Raw genomic sequence first — 25,359 nt, forward strand, 5'->3', positions numbered from 1 at the left:
TCCGTCACGCCGCTTGAACCCAGACGCCGCCAGCAGCCGGCCGAACAACGGATGCACCGACGACGTCACCCGCACCTCGCACGGCAACAACCGTCGAAGATGTTGCAGTCTGTCGCCATCCCGCCGGGAACCGGCAAGACCCACACCATCCGTTACCTGTTGTCGCAGATGCGCGAGCTGACCGCGTTCGTGATGTCGGGTCAGGCGCTCGGTCTCATCGGTCAGGCGTGCGGACTGGCCCGCCTCCTGCAGCCATCGCTGGTGATCCTGGAGGACGTCGATTTGGTAGCGGGCGACCGGTCCTTCGGGCCGGTCGGCGGTAACCCGCTCCTCTTTGAGGTCCTCAACCAGATCGACGGGCTGGGCGACGACGTCAATGTCACCTTCTTGCTGACGACGAACCGGGTGGACATCCTCGAGCGGGCGCTCGCCGAGCGCCCCGGCCGGGTCGACGCCGCGGTCGAAATCGGGATGCCCGACGCCGCCGGCCGCGCGCAACTGTTGCGGCTCTACGGGAAAGCTCTCGGCGTGAGCGACCTCACCGACGAGGACCTCGCCGACGCGCTCGACGCGACCGAGGGCCGTACGGCCAGCTACCTGAGGGAGGTGGTGAGGCGCGCTGCGCTGGCGGACGCGGCCCGCCACTCCGGTCCCCTCCGGGTGGACGGACCGGCGCTCGCGGCCGCCGCGAGGAGCCTCCTCGGCGACGCCTCCGCCTTGACCAGAGCGCTGCTCGGCGGCGGGATCGATCCTTCGCTGACCGGCTCTGGAGACACCACCGCGGGCGGCGCTATACCTGCTGACGAGCCGCAACGCCTCGGCTACCAGACGATGCAGGGCACTTCGATGGCGCCAGCCAGGTTGACGCAGGCCCGCCGAGGCCTGAACTACCCAGTTTCAGCGCCGCCGGGCGAGCCGCCGCCTTTCGGGCCCGACTTCTGAGGCAGCCCGTCCACAATTGGGGGATGCGACCACCCATAGAGCCCTACGACAGCGGCTACCTCGAGGTCGGCGACGGCCATTCCCTGTATTGGGAGACGGTCGGGTCGCCCGGCGGCACGCCGGCGCTGTGGCTGCACGGCGGCCCCGGCGCGCCGGCGACTCCCAACAGTCGGCGTAACTTCGATCCGGCCCGCTACTGGGCCGTGATCTTCGACCAGCGCGGTTGCGGGCGGTCACGGCCGCTGGCGAGCGACGACGACGCTGACCTGTCGACCAACACCACCGACCACCTGGTGGCCGACATCGAACGGCTTCGCGCCCATCTCGGGATCGACCGGTGGGTGGTCATAGGGGGCTCCTGGGGGGTGACCCTGGCCCTGGTGTACGCCGAGCGCCATCCCCAACGGGTCCTCGGCATGGTCCTCGGGGCGGTCACCACCGGCCGGCTGCAGGAGACGCGGTGGATCACCCGCGACATGGGCCGGGTCTTTCCCCGGGAGTGGGAACGATTCGTCGAACTGGTGCCAGATGAGGAGCGCGGCGGTGATCTGGCCGCGGCCTACGCCCGGCTTCTGGCGAGCCCCGACCGGGGTCTGCGGGAAGAAGCGGCCCGCCGCTGGTGCACTTGGGAGGACACCCACATGTCCCTGGCACCCGGCTACGCGCCGCATCTGAGCACCCAGGAGTTGCCCTGGCAGCTGGTGTTCGCCCGTCTGGTGACCCACTACTGGGGGCACGGATGCTTCCTCGCAGACAACGAGGTGGTGGCCAACGTGGCGCGCATCGGGCACGTGCCGGCGGTGCTGATCCACGGCGCGCACGACGTGTCGGGGCCGCTGGTCACAGCCTGGGAACTGCACAAGGCGTGGCCCGCGAGCCGACTGGTGGTCGTAGACGACGCTGGTCACTTCGGTGGGAGCATGGGCGAAGAGTTCGCCGCCGCCATCGACGCCATGGCTGAGATCGCCGGCCGGCCCTAGTCGAGGGAGTTCCGAGCCGGCCGGCCGGAAACGCAGGGGCTAGCGCTTGGAGCGCGAGCCTTTCGGTGGCGGCGTCTTGGACTTGGGGGGTGTGTAGCGCCCGCTGGGCTTCGGCCGGCCCGGAGCCGGCTCGTCTTTGGCCGCCGCGCCGCCTCGGCCCCGCCCCCGAGCCGCCTTGCGCTCGGCGGCGGTCATCCGCGGCTGGCTGGCCCGCAAAGCCCGGTCGGCCTTGCTTTGACGGCGGAAGATCATGATGCCGTACACGACCGGCGCCAGCAGAGCGACGATCTTGACCCCGGATAGGGAGTTGGGGGTTCGGGCCTGGCCGCTGACGAAGCCGCCGGCGATGGCTACCAGCGAGGTGAGCATCCGGTTGCGGAATCGGATGGTGGCAATGGTGGCCACGCCGAACACTAGGCCTAGCACCGGCCAGATGGGCTGGGGATGCTTGGGTGCGCCAGCCCCGCCCGTGACCACCAGCATGATGATGCTGGCGACGGCGATGACCGCCCCGACCGCGTAGCCGTAGGTGCGCTCGTTGCCTCTCAGACGGCTGGAGGGCAGATCCTCCTCGTCCTGGGAAGACCCGCCGCTAGAGGAGGCGAACATCCGTCGGCGGAGGGGGGTGCCCGTCGGCTGGTCGGTCTCCTCGCCTGGCCACTCCTCGCCTTCGAGCTCCTCGGCGTCAGTGTCGAGAGCTCCGGCGTCGCCGCCGGCGGCCTTGCGACGCCCGAACCGGGCCATCATGACTGTCGGCCTCGGTCGGGATCGGCGTCGGTCGCCTCGCTGCTGCCCGACGCTGGCCCGTCCGGGTCGTCGGTTGCCGCCGCGGCGGCCGACCGGTTGCCTTCGAGCAGCCACGGGCGGATCCTGACGACGCTGTGGCGGGCGCCAAGGCCGTCCAGCTCGGCGTCTACGGGCAGGTCGCCGGGCGGGTCGCCGGAGGTCTCCAGCATGATCGACGGTTCTTTCTTCTCCGGCTCGAACACCTGCTGCAGGCCCAGCGCGAAGCCGGTCATTATGGCGCCGGCTGCGCTGCGCTTGCGCCACCGCTCGATCTTGGGAGGCAGCGCGGTGGAGAGGTCGTCGTCGGCCGCGGCGCCGGGAGCGTCCGGTTCGGGGGCGCTTCGGGCGCCCTCGTCGGGTCGTTCGTCGTTCGGTCGGTCCTCGGCCACACCTCCACGCTACCGCCGGCCATCGAGATCGGTCCCTCGCCGCCTTGCCTCATCCCGCTTCAAGGAGGAACCTGGGTCGGTATGACCGGTTCCGAGTCCAACGACGTCGCCCCGTCGGATGCCGGCGCGTTCAGTGACTGGCTGGCCGGCATGCGCGCCGCCCTCACCGGCGCTGCCGAATCCGACGTCGCCTGCCAGGGATGTCGCGCCTGTTGCAGCTCCAGCCAGTTCGTCCACGTCGGCCCCGACGAGTCCGACACCCTGGCCCATATCCCTCCGGCGCTGAGGTTCCCGGCCCCCGGGCTTCCGCCGGGGCACGTCGTGCTCGGCTACGACGAGCAGGGGCGCTGCCCGATGCTCACCGACCAGGGGTGCGGGATCTACGCTCACCGTCCCCGGACGTGCCGGACCTACGACTGCCGGGTTTTCTCCGCCGCCGACGTAGAGCCGGAGGATCCGGACAAGGCTGCCATCGCGGTGCGGGTGAAAGGCTGGCAATGGCGGTATCCGAGCCCCGGAGACCAGGAGGACCATCGGGCTGTGCAGGCCGCGGCGCGCTGGTTGGAGGTCAACGGCGCGCAGCTCGGAGCGCTCGGTCCCCGCTCCGCCACGCAGCGGTCGGTGATGGCGGTGGAGCTGAGCGACCTGTGGCGGGCGAAGCGCAGACCCGCCGGCGGCGTCACCGGTCCGGATGTTCAGGAGGTACGGGCGGAGCTGTCCAGACGCCGGCGGTGAGTCGACGTCCACTTGCCCACCGACGTGCGTGGACAAGTGGAGGTCGATCAGCGGCGCGGCCGGCACGGACCGTCTGGGGAAGGGTTACGACAGCGCCAGCGGCCGGGGCAGGAGCGTGCTTCCACTAAGCCACCGGTCGACCGCCGCCGCGCAGCTGCGGCCCTCGGCGATGGCCCACACGATGAGGCTCTGACCTCGGCCGGCGTCCCCGCAGACGAACACCCCGTCGACGTCGGTCGCTCCGTCCTTGTCCCTGGCGACGGTGCCCCGGGCGGTCAGGGTGACGCCCAGCGCGGAGGGCAGCGACCGCTCGGGTCCCGAGAAGCCGAGAGCCAACAAGACCAGCTCGCAGGGCAGCTCGAAGTCGGTCCCCTCGACGCGTTCGAAGCGGGGACGCCCGTCGACGGTGGTGACCTCGACCTGGTGGGCTGACAGGGCCCGGACCGCGCCGTGGCCGTCGTCGAGGAAAGAGGCGGTGTTGACCGCGAAGACGCGTTCTCCGCCCTCCTCGTGGGCCGAGGAGGTCCGGAACATCAGCGGCCAGGTCGGCCACGGCGTCGTCTCGGCCCGGGAGTCGGGGGGGCGGGGCATGATCTCGAACTGGTGGACCGACGCGGCGCCCTGCCGGTGGGCGGTGCCCAGGCAGTCGGCGCCGGTGTCACCGCCGCCGATGATCACCACCCGCTTGCCGTGGGCGCTGATGGGCGACTCGGCCAGCTCGCCGGCGGCCACCCGGTTGGCGGGCGGCAGGTACTCCATGGCCTGGTGGATGCCCTGCAGGGCGCGCCCGGGGACGTCTAGGTCGCGGGGGACGGTCGCGCCGGTCGCCAAGACGACCGCGTCGAAACGGGCACGCAGCTCTTCGACGCTCAGCCCGGCACCGACGTCCACGTTGCAAGCGAACTGGGTGCCTTCGGCCCGCATCTGGGCAAGTCGGCGGTCCAGGACCCTTTTCTCCATCTTGAACTCTGGGATGCCGTAGCGGAGCAGACCGCCGGGACGGTCGTCGCGCTCGAACACCGTGACGCTGTGCCCGGCGCGGGTCAGCTGCTGCGCGGCGGCCAGGCCGGCGGGGCCGGAGCCGACCACGGCCACCGACTTGCCGCTGCTGCGATCGGCCAGGACGGGCTGGACCCAGTCCTCCTCCCACGCCCGGTCGATGATCGACACCTCGACCTGCTTGATGGTCACGGCGTCGGAGTTGATGCCGAGCACGCACGCCGCCTCGCAAGGCGCCGGGCACAGGCGGCCGGTGAACTCCGGGAAGTTGTTGGTGGCGTGCAACCGCTCGATCGCCGCATGCCACTGGTCGCGGTAGATGAGGTCGTTCCAGTCCGGGATCAGGTTGCCGAGCGGGCATCCGTCGTTGCAGAACGGGATGCCGCAGTCCATGCAGCGCGACGCCTGGGTCCGAAGATCCTCGGCGGCGAAGGGTTCGTAGACCTCCTTCCAGTCCCGGAGGCGGACCGGGACCGGCCGGCGCTGGGGGAGTTCCCGGCCGTGCTTGAGGAACCCGCTCGGATCACCCATGAGCCGCCGCCATGATCGCCGCGTCGACGTCCCTGCCCTCGGCCTCGGCCTTGGCGGCCGCGTCGAGGACCCGCTGGTAGTCCCTCGGCATGACCTTCACGAAGCTCTCCTTTGCTCTCGCCCATGTCCCGAGCAGATGCTCGGCCACCGCCGAGCCCGTCTCGGTGTGGTGGCGCTCGACGGCATCGAGCAGGAACTCCAGGTCCTCGCTGCCGGGGGCCACCAAGTCGACCATCTCGGTGTTGACCATCGGGGCGAAGCCCGCCTCGGGGTCGTAGACGTAGGCGATGCCGCCCGACATGCCGGCACCGAAGTTCCGCCCGGTCGGGCCGAGCACCACGACCCGCCCGCCGGTCATGTACTCGCAGGCGTGGTCACCCACCCCTTCCACCACGGCCAGCGCCCCGGAGTTGCGGACGCAGAACCGCTCGCCGACCACCCCGCGAAGAAATACCTCGCCGGCGGTGGCGCCGTAGAGGATGACGTTGCCGGCAATGATGTTGTCTTCGGCGATGAAGCCGTCGGGCGCATCGAGGGACGGCCGGACGATGATCCGGCCCCCGGAGAGGCCCTTGCCGACATAGTCGTTGGCGTCGCCGTGCAGGCGAAGGGTGACACCCTTCGGGAGGAACGCTCCGAGGCTCTGGCCGGCGGAGCCGACCATGTCGATGGTGATGGTGTCGTCGGGCAGCCCGGCGCCGCCGAAGCGCCGGCTGACCTCGGCGCCGAGCAGGGTGCCGATGCTGCGGTTGACGTTGCGCACCGGCGTGTCGATATGGACCTTTCGACCGTCCTCCAGGGCGTCGCGTGACGCGGCGATGAGGGTGCGGTCCAAGGCTTTCTCCAGGCCGTGGTCCTGGGGGCGGACGCAGCGACGGGGGGCGTCGGGCGCGGCGTCGGCGGGCTCCAGGATCGGCGCCAAGTCGAGTCCGGCGGCCTTCCAGTGGTCGACCGCGGCCTCGGTGTCGAGCAGCTCGGGATGGCCGATGATCTCGTCGAGGCTCCGGAAACCTAGAGAGGCCATCAGCTCGCGGACCTCCTCGGCGATGTACTCGAAGAACGTCACGACGAACTCCGGGGTGCCGCTGAACCGCTTGCGCAGCTCGGGGTTCTGGGTGGCGATACCGACCGGGCAGGTGTCGAGGTGGCAGACCCGCATCATGATGCACCCGCTGACCACCAGCGGGGCGGTGGCGAAGCCGTACTCCTCGGCGCCGAGGAGCGCCGCGATGAGGACGTCGCGGCCGGTCTTCAGCTGGCCGTCGACCTGCACGACGATGCGGTCGCGCAGCTTGTTGAGCATGAGCGTCTGCTGGGTCTCGGCCAGGCCCAGCTCCCACGGGGCGCCGGCGTGCTTGAGGGAGTTGAGCGGCGAGGCGCCGGTCCCGCCGTCGTGGCCGGAGATGAGCACCACGTCGGCGTGGGCCTTGGAGACGCCGGCGGCGACGGTGCCGACGCCGACCTGGGCGACCAGCTTCACGTGGACCCGGGCCCGGTCGTTGGCGTTCTTCAGGTCGTAGATGAGCTGCGCGAGGTCCTCGATGGAGTAGATGTCGTGGTGCGGGGGAGGGGAGATCAGGCCGACGCCGGGCGTGGAGTAGCGGGTCTTGGCGATCCACGGGTACACCTTGTGACCGGGCAGCTGGCCGCCCTCGCCGGGCTTGGCGCCCTGCGCCATCTTGATCTGGATGTCGTCGGCGTTGACCAGGTACTCGCTGGTGACCCCGAAGCGGCCCGACGCCACCTGCTTCACGGCGCTGCGGCGCAGATCGCCGTTGGGATCGGGCGTGAAGCGGTCGGGGTCCTCGCCGCCCTCGCCGGTGTTGGACCGCCCGCCGATGCGGTTCATGGCTATGGCCAGCGTCTCGTGGGCCTCTGCTGAGATCGAGCCGTAGGACATGGCACCAGTGTTGAAACGGGCCATGATCGCCGACGCCGGCTCCACTTCCTCCACCGGGATGGGCTGGCGGCCCAGCTCGTGCGCGCTGCGCACCCGCAGCAAACCTCGCAGGGTGGCCAGGTGGGCGGCCTGGCTGTCGACCTCGGAGGTGTACTCCTTGAAGATCTCGAAGCGCTTGGTGCGCGTCGAGTGTTGCAGCTTGTGCACGGTCGACGGGTTGAAGAGGTGGTACTCGCCCTCGCGGCGCCACTGGTACTCGCCGCCGACGGGCAGCTCGCGATGCGCCAGCTCGCTCGGCCGGTCCGGCCACGCCACCCGGTGGCGCATCAGGACCTCCTCGGCGATGCCCTCGAGCCCGACGCCGCCGATCCGGCTGACCGTCCCGGTGAAGTAGCGGTCCACGACATCGGGGGCCAGGCCGATGGCCTCGAAGACCTGCGCGCCGGTGTAGGAGGCGACCGTCGAGATGCCCATCTTGGACATGATCTTGAGGACGCCCTTGGCGCAGGCTTTCAAGTAGTTGCGGCTGGCCTGGCGGAGGGTGAGCCCGGTGATGACCCGGTCGTTGATCAGGTCCTGGATGCTCTCGAGCGCCAGGTAGGGGTTGATCGCCGCGGCCCCGAAACCGAGGAGGAGCGCCATGTGGTGCACCTCTCGGGCCTCGCCGGTTTCCAGCACCAAACCGACCTTGGTGCGGGTCTTCTCCTTGATCAGGTGGTGATGGACCGCCGCGGTCAGCAGCAGCGCCGGGATCGGCGCCAGGTCCTTGGAGGTGTGGCGGTCGGAGAGCACGATCAGCTTGGCTCCGTCGGCCACCGCCCGGCTGATCCGGGCGCAGATCTCGTCGAGGGCCGCGGCCAGCTCCTCGCCAGGCGGGCGCGTGCCGCGCACGGGGAAGAGGCCGTCGATGGCGAACGCCGACCAGCCCGGCTGGTCCCCGTCCTCGTTGATGTAGAGGAGCTTGGCCAGCTCCTCGTTGGTCAGGAGGGGCTGGTCGAGGACGATCTGGTTGGCGCTCTCGGGGCGGGGGTCGAGCAGGTTGCCTTCCGGGCCGATCGTGCCCGACAGCGAGGTGACCAGCTCCTCGCGGATGGCGTCGAGGGGCGGGTTGGTGACCTGCGCGAACAGCTGCTGGAAGTAGTCGTAGAGCAGCCGGGAGCGGTCCGAGAGGACCGCCAGCGGGGTGTCGGTGCCCATCGAGCCGATCGGCTCCGCGCCGAAGCGGGCCATCGGCGCCAGCAGCACCTTTAGATCCTCGACGGTCCAGCCGAACAGGCGCTGGTGGGTGACCACCGACGCGTGCTGGGGGGTCAGCGTGAAGCGGGGGGGCAGGTCGTCGAAACGGACCTGTTGGGACGCGACCCACTCCGCGTAAGGGTGCTCGGCCGCCAGCTGGGACTTGATCTCGTCGTCGCTCACTATCCGGCCCTGCGCGGTGTCCACGAGGAACATCCGCCCCGGTTGCAGGCGACCCCGCTGCACCACCCGCGCCGGGTCGACCTCGAGCACGCCGACCTCGGAGGCCATCACCACCAGCCCGTCGTCGGTCACCCAGTAGCGCGACGGGCGCAGGCCGTTGCGGTCGAGCACCGCGCCGATGACCGTCCCGTCGGTGAACGCGATCGAAGCGGGGCCGTCCCACGGCTCCATCAGCGCGGCGTGGTACTGGTAGAAGGCCCGCCGTGCCGGGTCCATCTGCTTGTGGTTTTCCCACGCCTCGGGGATCATCATCAGCACCGCGTGGGGAAGCGAGCGCCCACCCATGTGGAGCAGCTCGAGCACCTCGTCGAAGGTGGCCGAGTCGCTGGCGTCGGGGCTGACGATGGGGAAGATCCGCTCCAAGTCGCCGGGCAGCACATCGCTTCGCAGCAGCGTCTCGCGGGCGCGCATCCAGTTGCGGTTGCCCTTCAAGGTGTTGATCTCGCCGTTGTGGGCGACCAGGCGGTACGGGTGGGCCAGAGGCCAGCTGGGGAAGGTGTTGGTGGAGAAACGGGAGTGGACCAGCGCCAGCGCCGACTCCAGGCGCTCGTCGTCCAGGTCGGGCCAGAACTCGCCCATCTGGGGAGCGGTCAGCATCCCCTTGTACACGATGGTGCGGGTCGACAGAGAAGCGAAGTAGATGCCTTCCACCTCGCGGCGAGCCCGCTTGCGGAGCATGAAGGCGCGCCGCTCGAGGTCCATGCCCCCGGCGCCCGGCGACCCGTCAGGGCCGGCCCCGGGCCCGACGAAGACCTGGTGGAAGCTCGGCATGCTCGAGCGGGCGATCGACCCGATAGTCGAGTCGTCGGTCGGCACTTCCCGCCAGCCGAGGACGTCGAGGCCCTCTGCGAGCACGACCTTGTCGATGGCGTCGCGAGCGGCGCGGGCGTCGGAAGGGTCGGAAGGCAAGAAGGCGATACCGGTCGCGTAGTCGCCGGCGGGCGGCAGCTCGAAGGGGAGCACCGCCCGGTAGAAGGCGTCGGGGACCTGGATCAGGATCCCGGCGCCATCACCGGTGTTGACCTCTGCCCCGGAGGCACCGCGGTGCTCCATGTGGCAGAGGCTGTCGATACCCATGCGGACCATGCGGTGGCTACGGCGCCCGTGCATGTCCACGACGAACGCCACGCCGCAAGCGTCGTGTTCGAAGTCAGGTCGATAGAGCCCAGTCGGGCGGGGGAGGTCAGCCATGTCGTCACTCCGGGACGGTCTCGGGGGACTTCGGCAGGGACGACGTTGGCCCTGGCCTCGGGAAACGACAGTTTAGGTGATGTCGGACGTCGACCTGAAGCTGGGGCGTGGTGGAGCCCGCCGCTGCGCCGGCTCCAGCGGCGCGAAGCTCTGTCGGCGCGCTGCCGCGAGGGCCGCGACGACAGGCCCCAGGAGCGTGCGCCTTGCCAGCAGCGACCAACGCCGGCGTGAACATCCACTACGTGACCGAGGGCGACCCCGCTGCGGAACCGCTGCTGCTCGTGATGGGCCTGGGTGCACAACTGACCGCCTGGCACCCTGACTTCAAGGCCGCCCTGGTGGCACGCGGCTTCTTCGTCGTGAGCTTCGACAACCGCGACGTCGGGCTCTCCACGTGGCTCGACGAGGCGGGCGCCGCCGACCTGATCGCCGGGCTGTCGGGAACCGCGACCGCTCCATACCTCCTCTCGGACATGGCCGCCGACGCCACCGCGGTCCTCGACGCCGAAGGCATCGACTCGGCCCACGTGGTGGGGGCCTCGATGGGGGGCATGATCGCCCAGACACTGGCGATCGAACACCCTGGGAGGCTGCGTTCGCTGACCTCGATCATGTCGACGACCGGCGCCCCGGCGGTCGGCCAACCCCATCCCGGAGTGATCGAAGTGCTGCTCACGCCGCCACCGGGGGAGCGAGCGGCGCGCATCGACCAGTCCGTCAGAGGGGCGCGGGCCATAAGCTCTCCCGGATACCCCTTCGACGAGGCCAGGGCCCGCGCCCGGGCTGAGGCTGACTACGACCGGGCCTACCACCCGGAGGGCACCGCCCGTCAAGCGTTCGCCATCCTGGCCTCGGGGGACCGGACCGAGGCCCTCGGCCAGGTGCAGGTCCCCACCCTGGTCGTCCACGGCGACGCCGACCCCCTAGTCGACGTGAGCGGCGGCCGGGCCACCGCGGCGGCCATCCCCGGCGCCGAGCTCACGATCTTCCCCGGGATGGGCCACGACCTCCCGCCGGCGCTGCACGTCCCGGTCGCCGACGCCATCGCCGCTCTCGCCGGGACGCCCCGCGCCTGAGCATGCACAGGGTCGGCGCCGGCGGCTATCTTTGGTCGTCCCGCGCCGGTACAACCTGCGCTCGGGCGCTTAGCTCAGTTGGTTAGAGCGCAGCCTTCACACGGCTGAGGTCATGGGTTCGAGTCCCGTAGCGCCCACGACGTTCTCCCTGGTCAGAGAGTCTTCTGTGCACAGGGACGTCACCCGAGGTCGCAGTGGTGCGACCTATGGCGCGAGGATCGCGCGGACGCATGCGTTCTCCCAGGGCTGCTGCCGCCGCCTGGTCGGCGTCACGTGTGGCTCGGGCGTAGAGGCCAAGGGTCATCTGGGGGCTGGCGTGGCCGAGTCGGGTCTGGGCGGTCTTCACGTCGACACCGGCGACGATGAGGTTGGTGGCAGCGATCGATCGCAGGTCGTGGAAGCGCAGGCCGCCGAGGCCCGCTCGGGTGGTGGCTGGCAGCCAGACACGTTTCCGCCAGTTGGAGTAGTGGTGGGGGTGGCCTTCCTCGGTGACGAAGACCAGCGCATCGCCACCGTGGGGACGACGGCTCTCGGCGAGGTCGAGCAGTTCCGCCATCAGCCAGTTGGGCACGGTCATGGTGCGCCGGCCGGCGGCTGATTTGGGCGGTGTCAGCTTGCCGTCCCGGTTGAGCTGCTGGCGGACCGAGATGGTCGCTCGCTTCGGGTCGATGTTGGCGACGGTGAGTCCGGCGCACTCCGCCCAGCGCAGGCCGAGGGTGGCCGCAGTCCACATCATGAGCGCCTGGCTGGCGTCGAGTTGCTCTGCGAGATCGGAGAGTCGGTCTGGCCCGAGCTGGGGCCGGTCGACGAGCTGGGCTTTGGGGAGGCGGATGCGCCGGCACGGGTTGCGTGCGATGAGTTCGTCGTCCTCGGCGTAGGCGAGGAGGGCTCGGAGGGTGCCGTAGATTCGCCCGACGGTGGAAGCGGAGCGGACGCCGGTCCAGCGGTTGACCAGGCCCTGGACGTCTGCCCGGGTGATGGATCGCACAGGGCGGTCCCCGATGGCGGGCAGGACCCAGGTGCGCAGGTTGCTGCGGTCCCGGGCGAGGGAGCTGGCCCGCTTGGTCGCATCCGATGCCATCCAGGCCTCTGCCACCTCGGCGACGGTCTTGTTGCTGCCTCGGCGGGCGGTGACCAGTCCAGCCAGCTCGTCGGCTTCGACGCTGCGACGAAAGGCGTCGGCATCGGCCCGGCGGCGGAAGGCCTTGTTGGCCACCCGTCCGGTGGGGAGGCGCCATCGGACGTCGTACCGGACGCCGTCGCCGGTGCTACGTCGTCGGATGTGTGCCATCAGGAGTCCTCGCAGTGCTCGGGACCGGGCGGGCCGGTCAGCGGTTCTGTGAACGGCAAGCTGGGTGCCTCGACCCTGGTTGGGCGGGGCTGGCTGCGAGTGCCTCCCATCTTGCTCGGCCCCGCTGACGCTCGGGTGTTGTCCTGGATGGGGGACGGGCGGTCCAGTGCTCCCGCTACCTGATGGTGGCCGCCTCGCGACCTCGTCGCCGGGCGAGGTGGGTCGGTGCGCAGGCCGCCGACGTAGTCCTGGAGGGCGAGGTAGGTGATGCGCCGGCTGGTGCCGATCTGGACGCTGGCCAGGGCGCCGCTGGCCAGCAGCCCGTAGAGGGTGGTCCGCCCGATCGAGAGGACTCTGGCCGCCTGAAGCGGGGTCAGGAGCAGATGCCCAGCTGTGCTCTGGTCGATCTCCGGCTGCTTGTCGGCGGGGTGTGATCTCACGGGTCCTTCCTCTCGGTTGGGTTGTCGGTGCGGGTCGGGCGGTGGCCCGTGTCGATGAGTAGTCCGTCGTTGTTCGCTAATCGATGGGCGGCCGGCCGGCTGCGCCGGCCATCCGCCTCTAAAGGGTCTTGGTGCTCACGTCGACGCCAGCGGGAACGACGGGTGCGCTGACCGTGCTCGTGATCCGCCCGGCATCCAGGCCTTGTTCGGCGGTGCCGTTCGAGCACCTCGGGGTCACCAGCGGCCGGGAGTCGGGAATGATCATCGCCCTGCCTGGTGGGCGGTTCGGCGTTGGATGCGTTCGGCGAAGGTGGTGTGGCTGATGGTTTCGTAGTCGTGGAGGGGTTCCGCGATGGCGTCGAGGGTGTCGGCGATGTCGCTGGTGCCGGCGAGGGCGGCGAAGGCGGCGAGGTAGCCGGTGATGGCGGGCAAGAGTCGACGGATGGACCCGGCGGTGCGGGCGTGTCGGATGCGGGTGGCACCGACCGGCCTGTGGCGCAGTGATGACTGCTCGATCCGCTGCCATTGTGGGCTGGTGGGCCACCGGGATCGGGTGGTGTCACCGGTCGGGGTGCGGTGTGTGAGCCACTGTTCGGTGGCGTAGGCCCACAGGTCGCCGCTGGCGGCCAGGGCGGCGGCGGGCTGGGTGAGGGTGAACTCGTCGAGGAGCTGACGGGCGTATTCGAACTCGACCCGCCACACGGGCCGGCCGGGCTGGTAGTGGTGACCCCAGATGGTCGGCCACCAGTCGTGGCCACCTTGGTCGACTTGAAGGGTTTTGTCGTAGATGCGGGCGGTGAGGGTGTGGCTTTTGCGGGTCCCGAAGTCGAAGCCGCTGAGCCCGCCCTTGTGCTGGTAGCTGCGGGAGGTGTCGGCCCTGGTGACGAACCGGTCCCGGTCGCCGGCGGTGAGGTCCCAGCCTTGCCAGTCGGCGTAGAGGTCGAGGCGGGCGACGCTGTAGGTGACGTCGGCGGCCAATCGGTCGACGAGTGCCGGCAGGTCGGTGAGGGCCCGGTGGGGGCCGACAGCGTGGAGGTGCTCTGAGCGGAACTGCACCCGCGCCGCTGGGAGGTGGCGGCTGGTGGTGAGCCCGATCCTGGCGGTGGGGTGGTCAAGGCAGTAGCGGTATTTGCCCCAGCCGTGCGGGGCGACCATCAGGACCGGCCCGTCGTCGAGGACGTACGGGAGTGGCATGTTGGAGTCACCTGCCAGTTGGCGGATGATGTCGATTTCGGCGATGGCGGGAGCAAGGAGACGCCCCCGGCCGGACAGGTAAAGGGCGTCGACACCGGATGCGAGTTCGTGCATCTCAGCAGCAGCTGATCGGTCATCAACTAGTGATTTTGCGACTTGGTGGTCGTAGGGGTCCGGTGCGGGGGAGGCGATCACGGGTCGTGGGCCTGGCTCAGTCGGTGTAGCGGGGCTGGGTGAGGTGGCGGCTGACTTCGGCGACCCAGGCTTTGCGGTAGTCGAGGCGCAGCCAAGGGAACGTGGCTTCGTCGGGGTGCTCGCCGAACACGGTGCGGAACCGGGCGACCTTCCGGAAGATGGTCGCTCGGTGCCAGCCTCCCTGCTCGAGTTGGCGGAACCCGCCGGCCAGGTGCCACGCCACCCAGAACCCGATCAGCTCGGAGCGTTCCTTCGCCCAGCCGGCGATCTCGTCTCGGACGTCGGTGTCCAGTTCGTCGAGTGGGGTGTCGGCTTTGCGGAGGTCGGTGAGGTCGAGGGACGTGACGACGTCCTCGAGCTCGTTGTCCATGAACGCGTCCCAACGGCTTCGTGCGAGGCCGCGCCCTTCCAGGCTGTCCATTTTCTCGGACCGGTAGTCGCGCTCAGGGGTCATAGTCGCAGTATCGCTCTTTGCAAGTCGCATGTCAACGACAAGGAGAGGCACAAGCGTCAACTAGGCCGGCCAGGGCCGGCCTGATCCATGATGTGCTCGACAACTGCCCGGGCCCTCAAGGCTGCCCCTACGGGCGGCCTGCGGCCGGCCTTGACCGCCCTCGCCGCTCCGCTATGAGCTTGCTGCTCGGCGTGGTGGAGCTACAGAGGCACTGAAGTGTGCTTCCCGGCGGCGTCGATGAGCGACTGCAGCTGCTCGACGTCGGGCCATGGGTCGCCTCGGTGGGCCATGCGATGACAGTTGGAGCAGAGGAGTGCGAGGTCTTTGAGCCGTGTGGTCGTGGGCCCGGAGGCCGACAGTGGCCGAACGTGGTGGCACTCGATGAAGTCCCTGCCAAGCTCGCCGTAGGTCACCTGGAAGTCGAAGCCGCAAACCTCGCCTGCGAGTTGCCCTCTTGACCGAGCCTCGGCCTTTTTCCGGTTGGAGAGCGCCCGGCTGCGCTCCCGGGTCCGGTGTCGGCGGTACAGCAGGCGGCCCTCGCTGATCTCGTCCTCTCCCTCCTCCGGGAGAACCGGGAACGGCTCCTCACCTGACGCCCCGGCCCGCAGACCAGCAGCGACCCGGCGCAGCTCGTCCCGATCAGTGTGGTACCGGTCCCACACCTGTCCGTCCGCCCGACTGCCCCGGCTCATCCCGACGCCCGGGTAGTTCGGGTCGAGCGCCGCGAAATTTGCGAGCTTCAACGCAACGCCATTGGGATTACGGAAGCGCTCGACATCGGGATGGACCGTATGAATCGGCAGGGCGTTGAGGACGTTGCTCAACTCCTGCACCTCGGCGCTCGAGTCGTCAAGAAGGCCAGACCGGAGGTAGAGGTCGAGAGCCGGGACGAGCTCGTCAACCGCCCACGTTGGGTTCCTGCCCGGTTTGCTGTCAGCCATGGCGCCTCCGGAGTCCTCTGCAGGGCTAGGGCGGTGAAGCTACCCTCGCGCATGGGACAGACGCAGTTTGAGGGTGCTGTGTTACAGCAAGCGCACTCCAACAGGATGCACACCTGTTGTGAAGCGACTCGAACGGCCGGGTGAGGTTGTAGTGGACTACGAGAGCAGTGAGGCTGCGCTTCGCCGGATCATCGATTCGGAGAGCAAGCGAGAAGAGACCACTCCGAGGAACGAAGCCCAAACCCGCCTCGACCTCATTGATCGTCTTTTCTTTGAGTGCCTGGGATGGAACAGCGAAGAGTGCCACGTTGAAAACAGTCACGCTGGCAGCTTCACCGACTACGAGTTCGGAACCCCAGTTCGTCAGCTCGTGGTTGAAGCCAAACGGGAGGGCATCTCTTTTAATCTGCCGGCCGGCTTTGCTCGGCCCACTACTCCACTCAGTCAACTAAGGCGGGATCAGGCCATCGGTGCAGCGATCAAGCAGGCCATGTCCTACGGTCAGCAACGGGCTATCCCGGTTGCCGTTGTTGCCAACGGTTTACAGTTGATTGCCTTTGTTGCGACAAGAACTGACGGCGTGCCTCCTGATCAGGGGCGAGCTCTCGTGTTCGACTCACTAGAGGCAATGTTGAGCCGGTTTGAGGAGCTTTGGAATGCCCTTTCGAAACCAGGGCTTCAAGCTCGCCGCTTGGGCCGCATGCTCGATGCCGACGCCGACCGGCCTCCCCCGGAAAAAGTGTCGGCGTCAATTCCTGGGTATCCGTCGTACAAGAATAGGAACTCTCTGGCAGCTGAGCTGCAGATTCTGGGTGGAGTCTTCTTGGAGGACATCCTTCGGCAACCGGAGGTCGAGCAGAGTTTTCTCGAGGAGTGCTACGTAACTAGCGGAACCCTCTCGCAATATGCACAGGTCAGCAGGGATGTACTTGCGGCGAGGTACTCACATTTCCTTGAGTCCGAAACTGGGGCATCGCTGGAGCCCGTCCAGCACAAATCGGGGGTATCGGGCCACCTACTGTCTGACGTCTTCGCTGCTAGCGTTGGCCAGCGACCGGTGATCCTCCTGGGTGATGTTGGCGTCGGCAAGACAATGTTCACCCGCCGATTCATTCTGGTTGAAGCAAGGGAAGTTCTGAAGAAGAGTATTGTCCTCTATCTCGATTTTGGGAATGAGCCGGCGCTGGCTGACCTCAACCCGTATGTCTTGCGACAATTCCAGACACAGCTCTTGATCCGCTACGGAATCGACATCGAGGATAATGGATTCGTTCGCAGTGTATACCGCTCTGAGCTGCAACGATTCGCCAGCGGCATTTATAAGAGCCTTCGGGAAGCAAACCCCGAAGCGTACGCACTAAAAGAACTGGAACTCCTAGAACGGTGTATCGCAGATTTAGACTCGCACCTCAGACGTTGCCTAGAGCACCTGCTCAGAGCGCAGCGAAGAGAAACCGTTGTCTTCCTTGATAATGTCGATCAGCGACCATTCGCCTTCCAAGAGGAAGTCTTTCTGATCTCGCAAGCGTTGGCGGGAAGTTGGCCGGTGGCTTGCTTCATCTCACTCCGCCCCGAGACATTCTACCGGTCGAAGCGCCAAGGTTCCCTAACCGGATACCAAACTAGAGTATTCACGATTGAGCCGCCGCGAGTTGACCGAGTGATCACTCGTCGCCTGACATTCGCGAGAAAGGAGCTTAATGCAACTGGACGCTTGCCCACCTTCCCCTCAAACGTGACAGTGAATTCGGAACGCCTAAACCAGTATCTAGGTATGCTTCTGAATGCGTTTGAGGCCAACGAGCCACTAATTGAGCTCGTCGATAACTTGAGTGGGGGCAACGTCAGACGAGCCCTTGAGTTTGTGAATGCGTTTGTCGGCAGCGGTCATGTAGATAGCGAGAAAATTTTTAAGGCTCTGGACCGCTACGGGTATACGCTGCCGCTGCACGAATTTCTCCGAGCGATGATTTATGGCGAGCATGAGTGGTATTATCCGGCGGATAGTCCAATCGCTAATATATGGGACATAAGTCAATCAGACGGTAGGGAGCATTTTCTTCAGCCCACAGTAATTTCTTTCGTGGAGCGAGGGGCTCGGAGTGGGGTCGACCAAGGTTTCGTTGCAACGAGCCAGGTCTATTCTCATTGTCAGTCGCTTGGGTTCAACGAACGACAGACTGCTGCCGCTCTTAACCGGTGTGCCGCTGCGGATCTGTTGGAAACCTCGCCTCGCTATGTCGGAGAGGGGGTTCCTGGCGCAGACTCAGAGCGATGCAGAATCACATCGGTGGGAGCGTATACCGTGAAAGTGCTGTCAACAGAGTTTCAGTATCTTGATGCAATGAGTGTTGATACGCCGATTGTCGATCCGAAGTGGCGTCCGCTCATCCACTCTGGGCAGTCGATCGAATCTCGGCTTGAGCGGGCGGATAATTTCAGACAGTATCTGGATTCGCAGTGGGCGACCTTCTCAGAGAGGGGTCTGCAGTTCGACTGGTCGGTGCTGAGTGCCACTGCAGCCCAAAAAATGAAGGCCGTACGCCAGGGAGTGGCTCGTACCCGGTCCGATTGATTTACATAGGATGCTCAGTCATCCAGCGTCGCAGGCGTCCGGCTGCGGTGTGGACCGGTGAAGTCCCCCCGCAGACGAGAAGCCGACCTGTCTCGATCGCGCGAGGATCGCGCGGCTGCTGTGGGCCGCCGTCGTTCGGCACTGTCCGTGCAAGTCGGGGACCCTCACCGAACAGCTATTCCTCACCGTCGGCGTTCGTCGTCGTTCGGTCCGCCGAGTTCACACGGCTGAGGTCATGGGTTCGAGTCCCGTAGCGCCCACTTGGCCACATGTAGCCATATGTGCTACAGTAGTCAAATGGGTAGCTCGATATCCGTCCGCGACCTGCGAAACACAGTCAGCGAAGTGCTTCGTCGGGTCGAAGGCGGCGAACGGTTGACCGTTACGGTCGACCGGCGCCCCGTAGCCGAAATCGTGCCACTCCGCCGCCGCCGGACCGTGTCCGCGGCCGACGCGGTGTCCATAGCTTCACGCCACGCTGCTGACCGTGACCTCCTCAAGGACGTGCGGGGTCTGCTGGCTGACACGACCGACGACCTATGAGGGCCTTGCTCGACACCTCGTTCTTCGTCGCCACGGAGTCAGGGCGACCCCTCGGCGAGATGGAGGGGGTTACCGAGACCGAGGTGTCGGTGGTGACGCTGGCCGAACTGACCGTCGGCGTCCTCATGGCCGACGACGATGATCGGCCGGCGCGAGTGGCAACGCTTTCGGCCGTGGAGTCGACGTGGGATCCGTTGCCGATAGACGCCGAGGTGGCGCGCCAGTTTGCCCGGGTCGTCGCCACCCTGCGTGCCGGTGGCCGCAGGGTCCCTATCCTCGACGCGCTTGTGGCTGCCACCGCGATTGTCGAGCAAATCCCGGTCGTCACCCAGGACAATGACTATGAGGCCATCCCCGGCGTCGAGGTGATCCGGGTCTGATCACCGCCCGTGCCAGCATGGACCAAGCGCACTGATCCGTTCTCGCAGCTTGGGGAAGTTTGAACTTATACGGCGGCGCTGCGAGCGGGGCCGGACACCCAGCGACACGACGAAGAATGCGCTATGCGGGTCTCGCTTCCGGGCCAAACCGCTGCTGGGCTGCCTGGGCAGTCATCCCCAGTTCTACCCCGATCCGCTTCCATGAGATGCCGGCTCGGCGAGCCGCGTCGACCGCCTCGCCGACCTGGCGCTCGCTGGGAGCCCGGGCCAGGGCTGCTCGACCCAGGAGGTGTTCGGCCACGGCTACCTCGTCATCCGGGGACGGTTCGTAGTCCTCGAAGCGCTTGGCGAGGTCGTCGGCGTGGTCGAGGATGTCTTGTATGGATCGGGGCATGGCTGTCACCTCAAAAACTTCTGGCGGGCTGGCATGGCGTGGATGATGAACTCGACACCTTCGGCCGCGGCGGTGCCGGCAGGGTCCCTGGCCGGGATCGGACGGCACCCCGCGACCAGGGTTTTCGGGACCCGAAGGGCCTCCGTTGATTTGAGCCCTTGACAGACACACAGGCGCCGGTCGGTGTCCGCCATCCTTGCGGATGGCAAGGGTTGGCCATCCCCAGTTAGAACCCGGCTCGAGGTCCCGTGGCTCAGTCGAGATCGGAGTTACAGAAGCCCGGAGTCGTCGAGCGCGACGACCTCGGGCTCGGGGTCGGCGATCACCTCTATGCCGTACTCCTCCAGCGCACTCAGGACCGCCGGATCGTCGTCGAGGCGCAGAATCGTGTGCGTCCACGATACGTCGCCGTACGGGGCGTGCTCACCCTCCAAGTCGAAGAGGGCTACGCCGCGCAGCTGCCCAGCCGGGTCGTGCTGCAGCCCGCACCAAAGCGCCTGCCAGCCGGCCCGGCGCAAGGCATCCGCCCAGGACTGGGTGAGCGCCCGATCCTGGCCCGCCCAGAGCGCCGCAGTCACACCCACTCCTCTGGCCTTGGGTGCGACCAGATCGGCCGCGTCGGGCGCGCCGCCAGGAACGGCTACGCGCGCCAGACGTCGGGTGCGCAGCTCCGACTCAGGCAGTACTCCGCGACCAAAATCCTGGAACGCTTCGAGCGCTGCCCCTTCGGGGAGTGTGGCCAGGTAACAGGTGCCTTCGGGCGAGACCAGGTCAAAGCGTCCGGCTTGATCGGGGGCGGCCGTCGGGCGGCTGGCGAACCACCAGGGACTCGCCCGCCCGGCCCGGAAGACTCGGTACAGCAGCTTCCCGGCGAGACGTCGGCCGGACAGCTGCCGCAACCTGCTCGCCGGCGGCGGAGAGCCCAGAGGCACTCAGACAGCCATGCGGTCAGCGAAACGAACCGCCACCGCCACCACGTCATCGAGGTCACCATCATCGAGAGCGTCGACCGGCCGACGGTCCGCCAACTGGGGGTTGGGTGCGGTGAGCCACGACGCGGCCGTTGTCGGCTGAACCGACCGGGCCAGCGCTCGCACGACCGCGGCCAGTCCGGGCCGCTGGCGTCGACCGTCGAACTGGAAGACCGGGTACACGGGCCGCCCGTCGAAACGGTGGACCCGCAACAGCCTCCCGTCCTTGGACACCGCCTGCTCGCTTCGCCCCAGCAGCCTGGCCGCGTCCGCCTGGGTCAGCGCCGGACCCACCTGGTCTGAGAACGCCCGGTTCGCGATGTCGGCCTCGAGCACACTGCGCGCCAAACCGACCGCCCCTGCTGAAGCCCGCTTCTCCAGCTCAGCCAACGTCCGGCTCATCTAAACCTCCTCTACCAGCATAGACCCTATCCTAGTTGAGACAGTTGAGACTGCCGTCCGCGGATCCTTTGCTTCGTGACGACGGGCCGACGCTGCTCGGCGGGCCACCAACACCAGTTCGACCTTCGCCATCCGGCCGCTCCTGGAGCAGCGAAGCCGTAGGCTATGTCCGATGCAGTTGAGCGGTGTGCGGGCGGTGGTTACCGGCGCGACCAGCGGCCTCGGCGCGGCGATGGCAGACGCGCTGCTGCGAGCTGGGGCGACCGTGGCGGTATCGGCCCGCCCCGGGCCGAGGTTGGAGGCAGCTGCGGATCGCTGGACGGCTGAAGGCCTGGCCGCGGTGGCGTTGCCGATGGATGTTCGCCACCCAGACTCGGTGGAGGCGGCCGTCGCAGTGTTGAAGAGCCGCTGGGGGGGTGTCGATCTGGTGGTGAACAACGCCGGTATCGGCATGCGTACTGTCAACCCACGGTTCTTCTCCGACCCGAGGCCGTTCTTCGAGGTGTCCCCTGAGGCTTTCGCGGACGTCGTGGCTACCAACCTGACCGGATACTTTCTCGTCGCCCGAGCTTTCGCTCCAGTGTTTGTCGCCCAGGGACGTGGGCGCTTCGTCAACGTGTCGATGAATCATGAGACGATGCGCCGCCGCGGCTTCGTGCCCTACGGTCCGTCGCGGGCTGGAGCTGAGGCCCTCAGCCTGATCATGACCGACGATCTTCGCCCTTTTGGTATCACCGTCAACCTGCTTCTTCCGGGCGGGGCCACGACCACCGGGATGATCCCCGACGAGCTTCCCGACGAGGCCCGCCGGTCCCTGCTTGGCGCGCAGGTCATGGGCCCTCCAATAGTGTTCCTCGCCTCGGCCGAAGCCGAGGGCCTCAGCGGAGAACGGATCGTGGCGAAGGACTTCGAATCGTTCCTCGACCGCTTCCGCTCAACGCGGCCGCTGGGTGGTTGAGGCACCCCACATCAGATCGCGCGCCGGACGGCGGCTGCGCGGTTCTGGCCCGGCGGGCGTCGCCACGGCTGCGTCAGGATCCGCCTGGGGACGCCCGACCGCGGTCATCGACACGACCTGCCAGTGCTGGGGAACCTCGAACTCGGCGGTGAGACCCTCCCGATCGAAAGCCCGGAATTGCCGGCAGGCCATACCCAGCGCTTGCGCTTGGATGGTCATATGGGCGACGGCCTGACCGAGGTCGTACAAGGCGAACTCGGAAAGCTCCCAGTCGGTGTCCTCCACCCAACGGTGCGCCAGGTTCACCACCAGCAGGGCGGCGGCGGGCGCCCAGGCCCGGGAGCTGTTGGCCAGGTGGTGTTCCACGCGGCGGCGGGTGTCGGCCCCGCGGCGAGCGAAAATGAACGACCACGGCTGCGAGTTGCCAGCCGAAGGAGCCCACCGGGCGGCCTCCAACAGCGCATCCAGGGCCTCGTCGGACACCTCGTCGCTCGAATCGAAACGGGCGGGGCTGCGCCGAGCGCTCAACAGCGGATGCAGCATCACCGAACCGAACGCGTCACCGCCGTCCACCGCGCCATTTCTAGCCCACGCCCGACAACTGGGCAGCCAACCGCCTGCTGAAGCCCGTCAGGCTGGAGCTAACGCCGAGCTCCTCGAGCTGCACTGAACTGGCCCGCGAACCACCGGGTGGCACCGGGCGAGATGGCGGGGGCACCGTCTACGTGAAGGTGGGCTCGGTCCCGGGTGCGGTCCGTCGCGAAGAAGGCGTCTTCTCGGCGCATCCACTCGACCCAACGGGACCTCATGGCCTCGCCGTCCCGGCGCACCCCCCGCTCGAGACGGACCTCGGCGGGGGCTTCTACCCACACGGCCAGGGTCAGCCGGTCGGCGATCGCCTGGCGCGACGCGGTGACCCCTTCGAGGATGACGACCGGCGCCCCGGCCACGGGCCGCCACCCGCCGAGGCGGTCCCCGAGCGGATCGCCCGCCCAGTCGCGCTGCTGGTAGACGGCGTCATCGCCGGCGAGGAGCGGGCCGAGCACTTCAGTTTCCAGACGGGGCCACCAGCCGGCGAGATTGTCCCAGGAGACGAAGTCGTCGATCTCGACCACCTCAGCATCCCCGAGGGCAGCCGCCAGATGCGCGGCGAAGGTGCTCTTGCCCGACCCGGAAGGACCGTCGACCGCGACCAGCCGAGGCAGTACCGGTGCCGTCCGGCCCCGGATCCAGTCGGCCGCGACGGCGTAGGTGATGACCCCCATCAGCGCAGAAGGTAGCTCAGGACCCTGCTGTCCGCTGTCCCCGCCGCCTCAGGCGGTGGGCTCAAAGGCGGGGCGACGGTGGCGCCACTCCCGGGATCAAAAGCAGGCGAGCTGCCCCGGCCTTCAGATGATGGTCGGCGGGTCGTGCAGGACCGCGGTTTTTGCCGGGTTCAGGCGGACCCAGATAGAGCTGATGCGACCGTCGATGGCGTCGGCGGTGATCACGATGGGACCGCCTGCCGTGTCCATGACCAGCGACGGGCTCGCGTTGATCTCCACCAAGCGCGCCGGTGGCAAGTTGTCTGGGGTCGGTCGGGCCGTGAAACCGAACAGTCTCCAGCCGCCTTTCAGGAGCCGGCGGACTCGTTCGGCGCCGACGACGGGGTGCCTGGCGGCGCGACGGGCGGCCCCGGCGTCGGAGACAAGCACTACGTCGGGGTGGAGGAGCCTCATCGCGGCGTCCTCGTCATCGGAGAGCACCGAGGTGATGAGCTGCGTGAGTAACTCGGCGGGGGCCGGGGCGGGGCGAGGGTCAGCCCCGTCGGGGCGAGCGGAGCGGACCTTTCGTCTGGCGCGCGCCACCAGCTGACGGCAGGCCGGCACGGTCTTGTCGAGGATCTCGGCGACGACCGGGTAGGGCTCGCCGAACACGTCGGCGAGGAGGAACGCCGCTCGCTCTGACGGTCCGAGAGCGTCGAGGAGAACCAAGAACCCCAGGGTCAGCGACGCGCCGAGCTGGACGGCGTCCTCCGCGCTGGGGACGGTGGCAGCCGGGTCGGGGAGCCACGGTCCGACGTAGACCTCGCGGCGTCGGCGCTGGGCCCGCAGGCGGTCGAGCGCGAGCCGGGTGGTGACAGTCGTCAGCCAACCGGCGGGGTTGTCGAAGGTCGCGACGTCTTGGGCAGCCCAGCGCATCCAAGCCTCTTGAACCGTGTCCTCCGCGTCGACCAGCGAGCCTGTGATCCGGTACGCCAGGCCGGTGAGGCGGGCTCGTTCAGCCTGGAAGAGGTCCAGGTGGCCGGGCGTCGACGTCGGGGTCACGCCACCCGAGGGTACGTGCGCGCCGGCGCCGGCGAGCGGGTGGCGAGGCGCCCGGCGCACTCTCCGCTGGCCATCGCCGCGTCAGCCAACCATCCCGTCGGCCCCACCCAGTCGCCGGCCACGAAGATCCCCTCGGCCTCCCGAACCGCGACGGGGGGTCGACCGGCGAGACCCTCGTCGGGCGTGGGCAACAAGTGCGTTACGACCATGCACGCCAAGAAGCGCTCCTCGACGATGTTGTCGTCGAGGATCCCGGCCAGCCTGGCGTGGCGGAGCAGGTCGGCGCGATCCGCTACGGCGCCGCGGGCCCCGTAGCGCATGACGTGCACCACGCTGCCGCCGGCGGGCGCGAGGTCGCCTGGCGGGCAGTGCCGCGACAGGTAGAGAGGCTGGTCGAGGCCGAAGACGGGTCGCGGCTGGTAGTCCCGCAACCCCAGATCCAGGCACGCGGCGGTCACCGGACGGCCAGGGTCGCGCCATCCCGGATCGACCGGAAGCAGCCGGAGCGCGGCGGCCGGGCTGCCGGGCGCGATCACGACAGCAGGGGCTTGCAGCACCTCGCCGCCTGCCAGCGCGACCTCCCAGCCACCCGGTGCCTGGCTGACACCGGCGGCCGCCTGGTGCGTTCGTAGCGTGGCGCCGGCGGTGCAGGCCGCCGAGCGCAGACCCTCCGCCAGGGTGGACCACCCCCCGTCGAGGTAGGACACGCCCCGAAACGCCGTCCTCGCTTGGGAGAGGGCCAGGTCCGCGGGCATGACCTCGAGGTCGGCGACGTAGGTCGAAACCCGGATGACCATCCGAGCCAGGTCCGCCACGTCGGTGCCTCCCCCCAGCGACTCCACCCATTCTTGGGCGTTACGTCCCGCCCAGCTCGCCGGTGATGAGCGCGCCAGCCCGGCGATCAGCTTGGTCATCGAGGCGCCCGTCAGGCGCACCAGCGCATCGTCCCGGCTGCCGCGGGCGCCCCGCAGCGACGGCAGATGGCCCCGATGGGCCACGCCCAGCCGGCGGAGGATCCTCCAACCCTCCCCGCCCCGGTAGAGGGCGTGCGGCCCCTGGTTGAACCGGTAGCCGTTGCGCTCGTCGGTCCGGGCCCGGCCTCCGCCGGCGTGCGCCTCCACCACCGTCACCCGCTTCCCCGAACGGGAGGCGGTTGCCGCGGCCGTCAACCCGGCCAGGCCTGCACCGATCACCACCACATCTTCATGGTCACGTTCTCGCATACGTACATGACGCCGCCCCACGCGCCGTTGTGACATGGCCGTACGCGGCGTGTACGCCAGGTGTAAGCGGGGCGACCGCCAGCG

At 68.3% G+C, this 25,359-nt stretch carries 24 protein-coding genes, 1 tRNA gene and 1 pseudogene; 9 read left to right on the top strand and 17 right to left on the bottom strand.

Going from position 1 to position 25,359, the window contains the following annotated elements; all coding sequences use genetic code 11:
- Nucleotides 1-99 precede the first annotated feature (99 nt).
- Both K6U06_RS09365 and pip read left to right on the top strand, forming a co-directional pair.
- Nucleotides 100-942, top strand: coding sequence for an AAA family ATPase (locus K6U06_RS09365; RefSeq protein ID WP_262321663.1), 843 nt, complete (start codon nt 100-102; stop codon nt 940-942).
- 23 nt (nt 943-965) lie between these two features.
- Complete coding sequence (gene pip, locus K6U06_RS09370; RefSeq protein ID WP_262321664.1) at nt 966-1,922, top strand: prolyl aminopeptidase; 957 nt, start codon at nt 966-968, stop codon at nt 1,920-1,922.
- 39 nt (nt 1,923-1,961) lie between these two features.
- Here the strand turns inward: pip and K6U06_RS09375 are convergent, their stop codons facing one another.
- Both K6U06_RS09375 and K6U06_RS09380 read right to left on the bottom strand, forming a co-directional pair.
- Complete coding sequence (locus tag K6U06_RS09375; RefSeq protein WP_262321665.1) at nt 1,962-2,669, bottom strand: hypothetical protein; 708 nt, start codon at nt 2,667-2,669, stop codon at nt 1,962-1,964.
- Nucleotides 2,666-3,097 carry a hypothetical protein gene (locus K6U06_RS09380; RefSeq protein ID WP_262321666.1) on the bottom strand — a complete coding sequence of 144 codons (432 nt, stop codon included), beginning with the start codon at nt 3,095-3,097 and terminating at the stop codon, nt 2,666-2,668. Before K6U06_RS09380 ends, K6U06_RS09375 begins: the two co-directional genes overlap by 4 nt.
- 81 nt (nt 3,098-3,178) lie before the next feature.
- On the opposite strand from K6U06_RS09380, the gene K6U06_RS09385 reads away from it, so the two are divergent.
- The gene (locus tag K6U06_RS09385) at nt 3,179-3,832 is read left to right on the top strand and encodes a YkgJ family cysteine cluster protein (RefSeq protein WP_262321667.1); all 654 of its coding nucleotides are present in this window, start codon (nt 3,179-3,181) and stop codon (nt 3,830-3,832) included.
- Between the two features lie 84 nt (nt 3,833-3,916).
- On the opposite strand, the gene K6U06_RS09390 is transcribed toward K6U06_RS09385, so the two are convergent.
- Together K6U06_RS09390 and gltB are read right to left on the bottom strand one after the other, a co-directional pair.
- Complete coding sequence (locus K6U06_RS09390; protein WP_262321668.1) at nt 3,917-5,362, bottom strand: glutamate synthase subunit beta; 1,446 nt, start codon at nt 5,360-5,362, stop codon at nt 3,917-3,919.
- Entirely contained in the window at nt 5,355-9,932 is a 4,578-nt protein-coding gene (gltB, locus tag K6U06_RS09395) for a glutamate synthase large subunit (RefSeq protein WP_262321669.1), read from the bottom strand. Before gltB ends, K6U06_RS09390 begins: the two co-directional genes overlap by 8 nt.
- A gap of 203 nt (nt 9,933-10,135) precedes the next feature.
- Here gltB and K6U06_RS09400 point away from each other — a divergent pair, with 203 nt between their 5' ends.
- Nucleotides 10,136-11,008, top strand: coding sequence for an alpha/beta fold hydrolase (locus tag K6U06_RS09400; RefSeq protein ID WP_262321670.1), 873 nt, complete (start codon nt 10,136-10,138; stop codon nt 11,006-11,008).
- Between the two features lie 63 nt (nt 11,009-11,071).
- A tRNA-Val gene (locus K6U06_RS09405) sits at nt 11,072-11,145 on the top strand.
- A 197-nt stretch (nt 11,146-11,342) separates the two neighbouring features.
- Here K6U06_RS09405 and K6U06_RS24675 read toward each other — a convergent pair.
- The 6 genes and pseudogenes from K6U06_RS24675 to K6U06_RS09435 form a co-directional block, all read right to left on the bottom strand.
- Nucleotides 11,343-12,299 (bottom strand): annotated as a pseudogene (locus K6U06_RS24675) (tyrosine-type recombinase/integrase); the annotation flags it as partial.
- Nucleotides 12,299-12,739 (bottom strand): excisionase family DNA-binding protein, encoded by a 441-nt coding sequence (locus tag K6U06_RS09415; RefSeq protein ID WP_262321672.1) that lies wholly within the window; start codon nt 12,737-12,739, stop codon nt 12,299-12,301. The gene K6U06_RS09415 and the pseudogene K6U06_RS24675, both read right to left, overlap by 1 nt.
- 118 nt (nt 12,740-12,857) lie before the next feature.
- On the bottom strand, nt 12,858-13,004 hold the full coding sequence (locus K6U06_RS09420; protein ID WP_262321673.1) for a hypothetical protein: 147 nt from the start codon (nt 13,002-13,004) through the stop codon (nt 12,858-12,860).
- Nucleotides 13,001-14,047 (bottom strand): hypothetical protein, encoded by a 1,047-nt coding sequence (locus tag K6U06_RS09425; RefSeq protein ID WP_262321674.1) that lies wholly within the window; start codon nt 14,045-14,047, stop codon nt 13,001-13,003. The genes K6U06_RS09420 and K6U06_RS09425 overlap by 4 nt, the downstream gene beginning before the upstream one ends.
- Before the next feature lie 97 nt (nt 14,048-14,144).
- Complete coding sequence (locus K6U06_RS09430) at nt 14,145-14,582, bottom strand: hypothetical protein (protein ID WP_262321675.1); 438 nt, start codon at nt 14,580-14,582, stop codon at nt 14,145-14,147.
- Between the two features lie 200 nt (nt 14,583-14,782).
- A complete protein-coding gene (locus K6U06_RS09435) occupies nt 14,783-15,523 on the bottom strand; it encodes an HNH endonuclease (protein ID WP_262321676.1) in 741 nt (246 codons plus the stop codon).
- 118 nt (nt 15,524-15,641) lie between these two features.
- Between K6U06_RS09435 and K6U06_RS09440 the strand changes: the two genes are divergently transcribed.
- The 3 genes from K6U06_RS09440 to K6U06_RS09450 all read left to right on the top strand — a co-directional run bounded on the left by K6U06_RS09440 (nt 15,642) and on the right by K6U06_RS09450 (nt 19,021).
- Nucleotides 15,642-18,098, top strand: a complete 2,457-nt coding sequence (locus K6U06_RS09440; RefSeq protein WP_262321677.1) for a hypothetical protein — start codon at nt 15,642-15,644, stop codon at nt 18,096-18,098.
- Nucleotides 18,099-18,395: 297 nt separating this feature from the next.
- Nucleotides 18,396-18,641: a type II toxin-antitoxin system Phd/YefM family antitoxin gene (locus K6U06_RS09445; protein WP_262321678.1), complete on the top strand. Its 246-nt coding sequence runs from the start codon at nt 18,396-18,398 to the stop codon at nt 18,639-18,641.
- A 5-nt stretch (nt 18,642-18,646) separates the two neighbouring features.
- Nucleotides 18,647-19,021 carry a PIN domain-containing protein gene (locus K6U06_RS09450; RefSeq protein ID WP_262321679.1) on the top strand — a complete coding sequence of 125 codons (375 nt, stop codon included), beginning with the start codon at nt 18,647-18,649 and terminating at the stop codon, nt 19,019-19,021.
- A gap of 121 nt (nt 19,022-19,142) precedes the next feature.
- On the opposite strand, the gene K6U06_RS09455 is transcribed toward K6U06_RS09450, so the two are convergent.
- The 3 genes from K6U06_RS09455 to K6U06_RS09465 all read right to left on the bottom strand — a co-directional run bounded on the left by K6U06_RS09455 (nt 19,143) and on the right by K6U06_RS09465 (nt 20,788).
- Complete coding sequence (locus K6U06_RS09455; RefSeq protein WP_262321680.1) at nt 19,143-19,415, bottom strand: hypothetical protein; 273 nt, start codon at nt 19,413-19,415, stop codon at nt 19,143-19,145.
- Nucleotides 19,416-19,684: 269 nt separating this feature from the next.
- Nucleotides 19,685-20,347, bottom strand: a complete 663-nt coding sequence (locus K6U06_RS09460) for an RES family NAD+ phosphorylase (protein ID WP_262321681.1) — start codon at nt 20,345-20,347, stop codon at nt 19,685-19,687.
- Nucleotides 20,348-20,788 carry an antitoxin Xre/MbcA/ParS toxin-binding domain-containing protein gene (locus tag K6U06_RS09465; protein WP_262321682.1) on the bottom strand — a complete coding sequence of 147 codons (441 nt, stop codon included), beginning with the start codon at nt 20,786-20,788 and terminating at the stop codon, nt 20,348-20,350.
- Nucleotides 20,789-20,960: 172 nt separating this feature from the next.
- Here K6U06_RS09465 and K6U06_RS09470 point away from each other — a divergent pair, with 172 nt between their 5' ends.
- Nucleotides 20,961-21,746 carry an SDR family NAD(P)-dependent oxidoreductase gene (locus tag K6U06_RS09470; RefSeq protein WP_262321683.1) on the top strand — a complete coding sequence of 262 codons (786 nt, stop codon included), beginning with the start codon at nt 20,961-20,963 and terminating at the stop codon, nt 21,744-21,746.
- Here K6U06_RS09470 and K6U06_RS09475 read toward each other — a convergent pair.
- The 4 genes from K6U06_RS09475 to K6U06_RS09490 form a co-directional block, all read right to left on the bottom strand.
- Entirely contained in the window at nt 21,723-22,289 is a 567-nt protein-coding gene (locus K6U06_RS09475) for a nitroreductase family protein (RefSeq protein WP_410051019.1), read from the bottom strand. The two genes, K6U06_RS09470 and K6U06_RS09475, sit on opposite strands and share 24 nt — an antisense overlap.
- A gap of 98 nt (nt 22,290-22,387) precedes the next feature.
- Entirely contained in the window at nt 22,388-23,011 is a 624-nt protein-coding gene (locus K6U06_RS09480) for a uridine kinase (protein ID WP_262321685.1), read from the bottom strand.
- Between the two features lie 123 nt (nt 23,012-23,134).
- Nucleotides 23,135-24,052, bottom strand: a complete 918-nt coding sequence (locus tag K6U06_RS09485; protein ID WP_262321686.1) for a sigma-70 family RNA polymerase sigma factor — start codon at nt 24,050-24,052, stop codon at nt 23,135-23,137.
- Nucleotides 24,049-25,245 (bottom strand): FAD-dependent oxidoreductase, encoded by a 1,197-nt coding sequence (locus K6U06_RS09490; RefSeq protein ID WP_262321687.1) that lies wholly within the window; start codon nt 25,243-25,245, stop codon nt 24,049-24,051. Before K6U06_RS09490 ends, K6U06_RS09485 begins: the two co-directional genes overlap by 4 nt.
- Nucleotides 25,246-25,359: the final 114 nt, after the last annotated feature.

The sequence above is a fragment of the Acidiferrimicrobium sp. IK genome (genome assembly GCF_025499425.1).
GTDB lineage: Bacteria > Actinomycetota > Acidimicrobiia > Acidimicrobiales > Palsa-688 > Acidiferrimicrobium.

Excerpts from the sequence above, each read along its gene's own strand:
- K6U06_RS09465 (WP_262321682.1), bottom strand. The coding sequence starts at position 20,788 with ATGAGCCGGACGTTGGCTGAGCTGGAGAAGCGGGCTTCAGCAGGGGCG.
- K6U06_RS09420 (WP_262321673.1), bottom strand. The coding sequence starts at position 13,004 with ATGATCATTCCCGACTCCCGGCCGCTGGTGACCCCGAGGTGCTCGAAC.
- pip (WP_262321664.1), top strand. The coding sequence starts at position 966 with ATGCGACCACCCATAGAGCCCTACGACAGCGGCTACCTCGAGGTCGGC.
- K6U06_RS09435 (WP_262321676.1), bottom strand. The coding sequence starts at position 15,523 with ATGGCTGACAGCAAACCGGGCAGGAACCCAACGTGGGCGGTTGACGAG.
- K6U06_RS09385 (WP_262321667.1), top strand. The coding sequence starts at position 3,179 with ATGACCGGTTCCGAGTCCAACGACGTCGCCCCGTCGGATGCCGGCGCG.
- K6U06_RS09455 (WP_262321680.1), bottom strand. The coding sequence starts at position 19,415 with ATGCCCCGATCCATACAAGACATCCTCGACCACGCCGACGACCTCGCC.
- K6U06_RS09475 (WP_410051019.1), bottom strand. The coding sequence starts at position 22,289 with ATGCTGCATCCGCTGTTGAGCGCTCGGCGCAGCCCCGCCCGTTTCGAT.
- K6U06_RS09365 (WP_262321663.1), top strand. The coding sequence starts at position 100 with ATGTTGCAGTCTGTCGCCATCCCGCCGGGAACCGGCAAGACCCACACC.
- K6U06_RS09445 (WP_262321678.1), top strand. The coding sequence starts at position 18,396 with ATGGGTAGCTCGATATCCGTCCGCGACCTGCGAAACACAGTCAGCGAA.
- K6U06_RS09375 (WP_262321665.1), bottom strand. The coding sequence starts at position 2,669 with ATGATGGCCCGGTTCGGGCGTCGCAAGGCCGCCGGCGGCGACGCCGGA.
- K6U06_RS09480 (WP_262321685.1), bottom strand. The coding sequence starts at position 23,011 with ATGGGGGTCATCACCTACGCCGTCGCGGCCGACTGGATCCGGGGCCGG.
- K6U06_RS09390 (WP_262321668.1), bottom strand. The coding sequence starts at position 5,362 with ATGGGTGATCCGAGCGGGTTCCTCAAGCACGGCCGGGAACTCCCCCAG.
- gltB (WP_262321669.1), bottom strand. The coding sequence starts at position 9,932 with ATGGCTGACCTCCCCCGCCCGACTGGGCTCTATCGACCTGACTTCGAA.
- K6U06_RS09470 (WP_262321683.1), top strand. The coding sequence starts at position 20,961 with ATGCAGTTGAGCGGTGTGCGGGCGGTGGTTACCGGCGCGACCAGCGGC.
- K6U06_RS09430 (WP_262321675.1), bottom strand. The coding sequence starts at position 14,582 with ATGACCCCTGAGCGCGACTACCGGTCCGAGAAAATGGACAGCCTGGAA.
- K6U06_RS09425 (WP_262321674.1), bottom strand. The coding sequence starts at position 14,047 with ATGCACGAACTCGCATCCGGTGTCGACGCCCTTTACCTGTCCGGCCGG.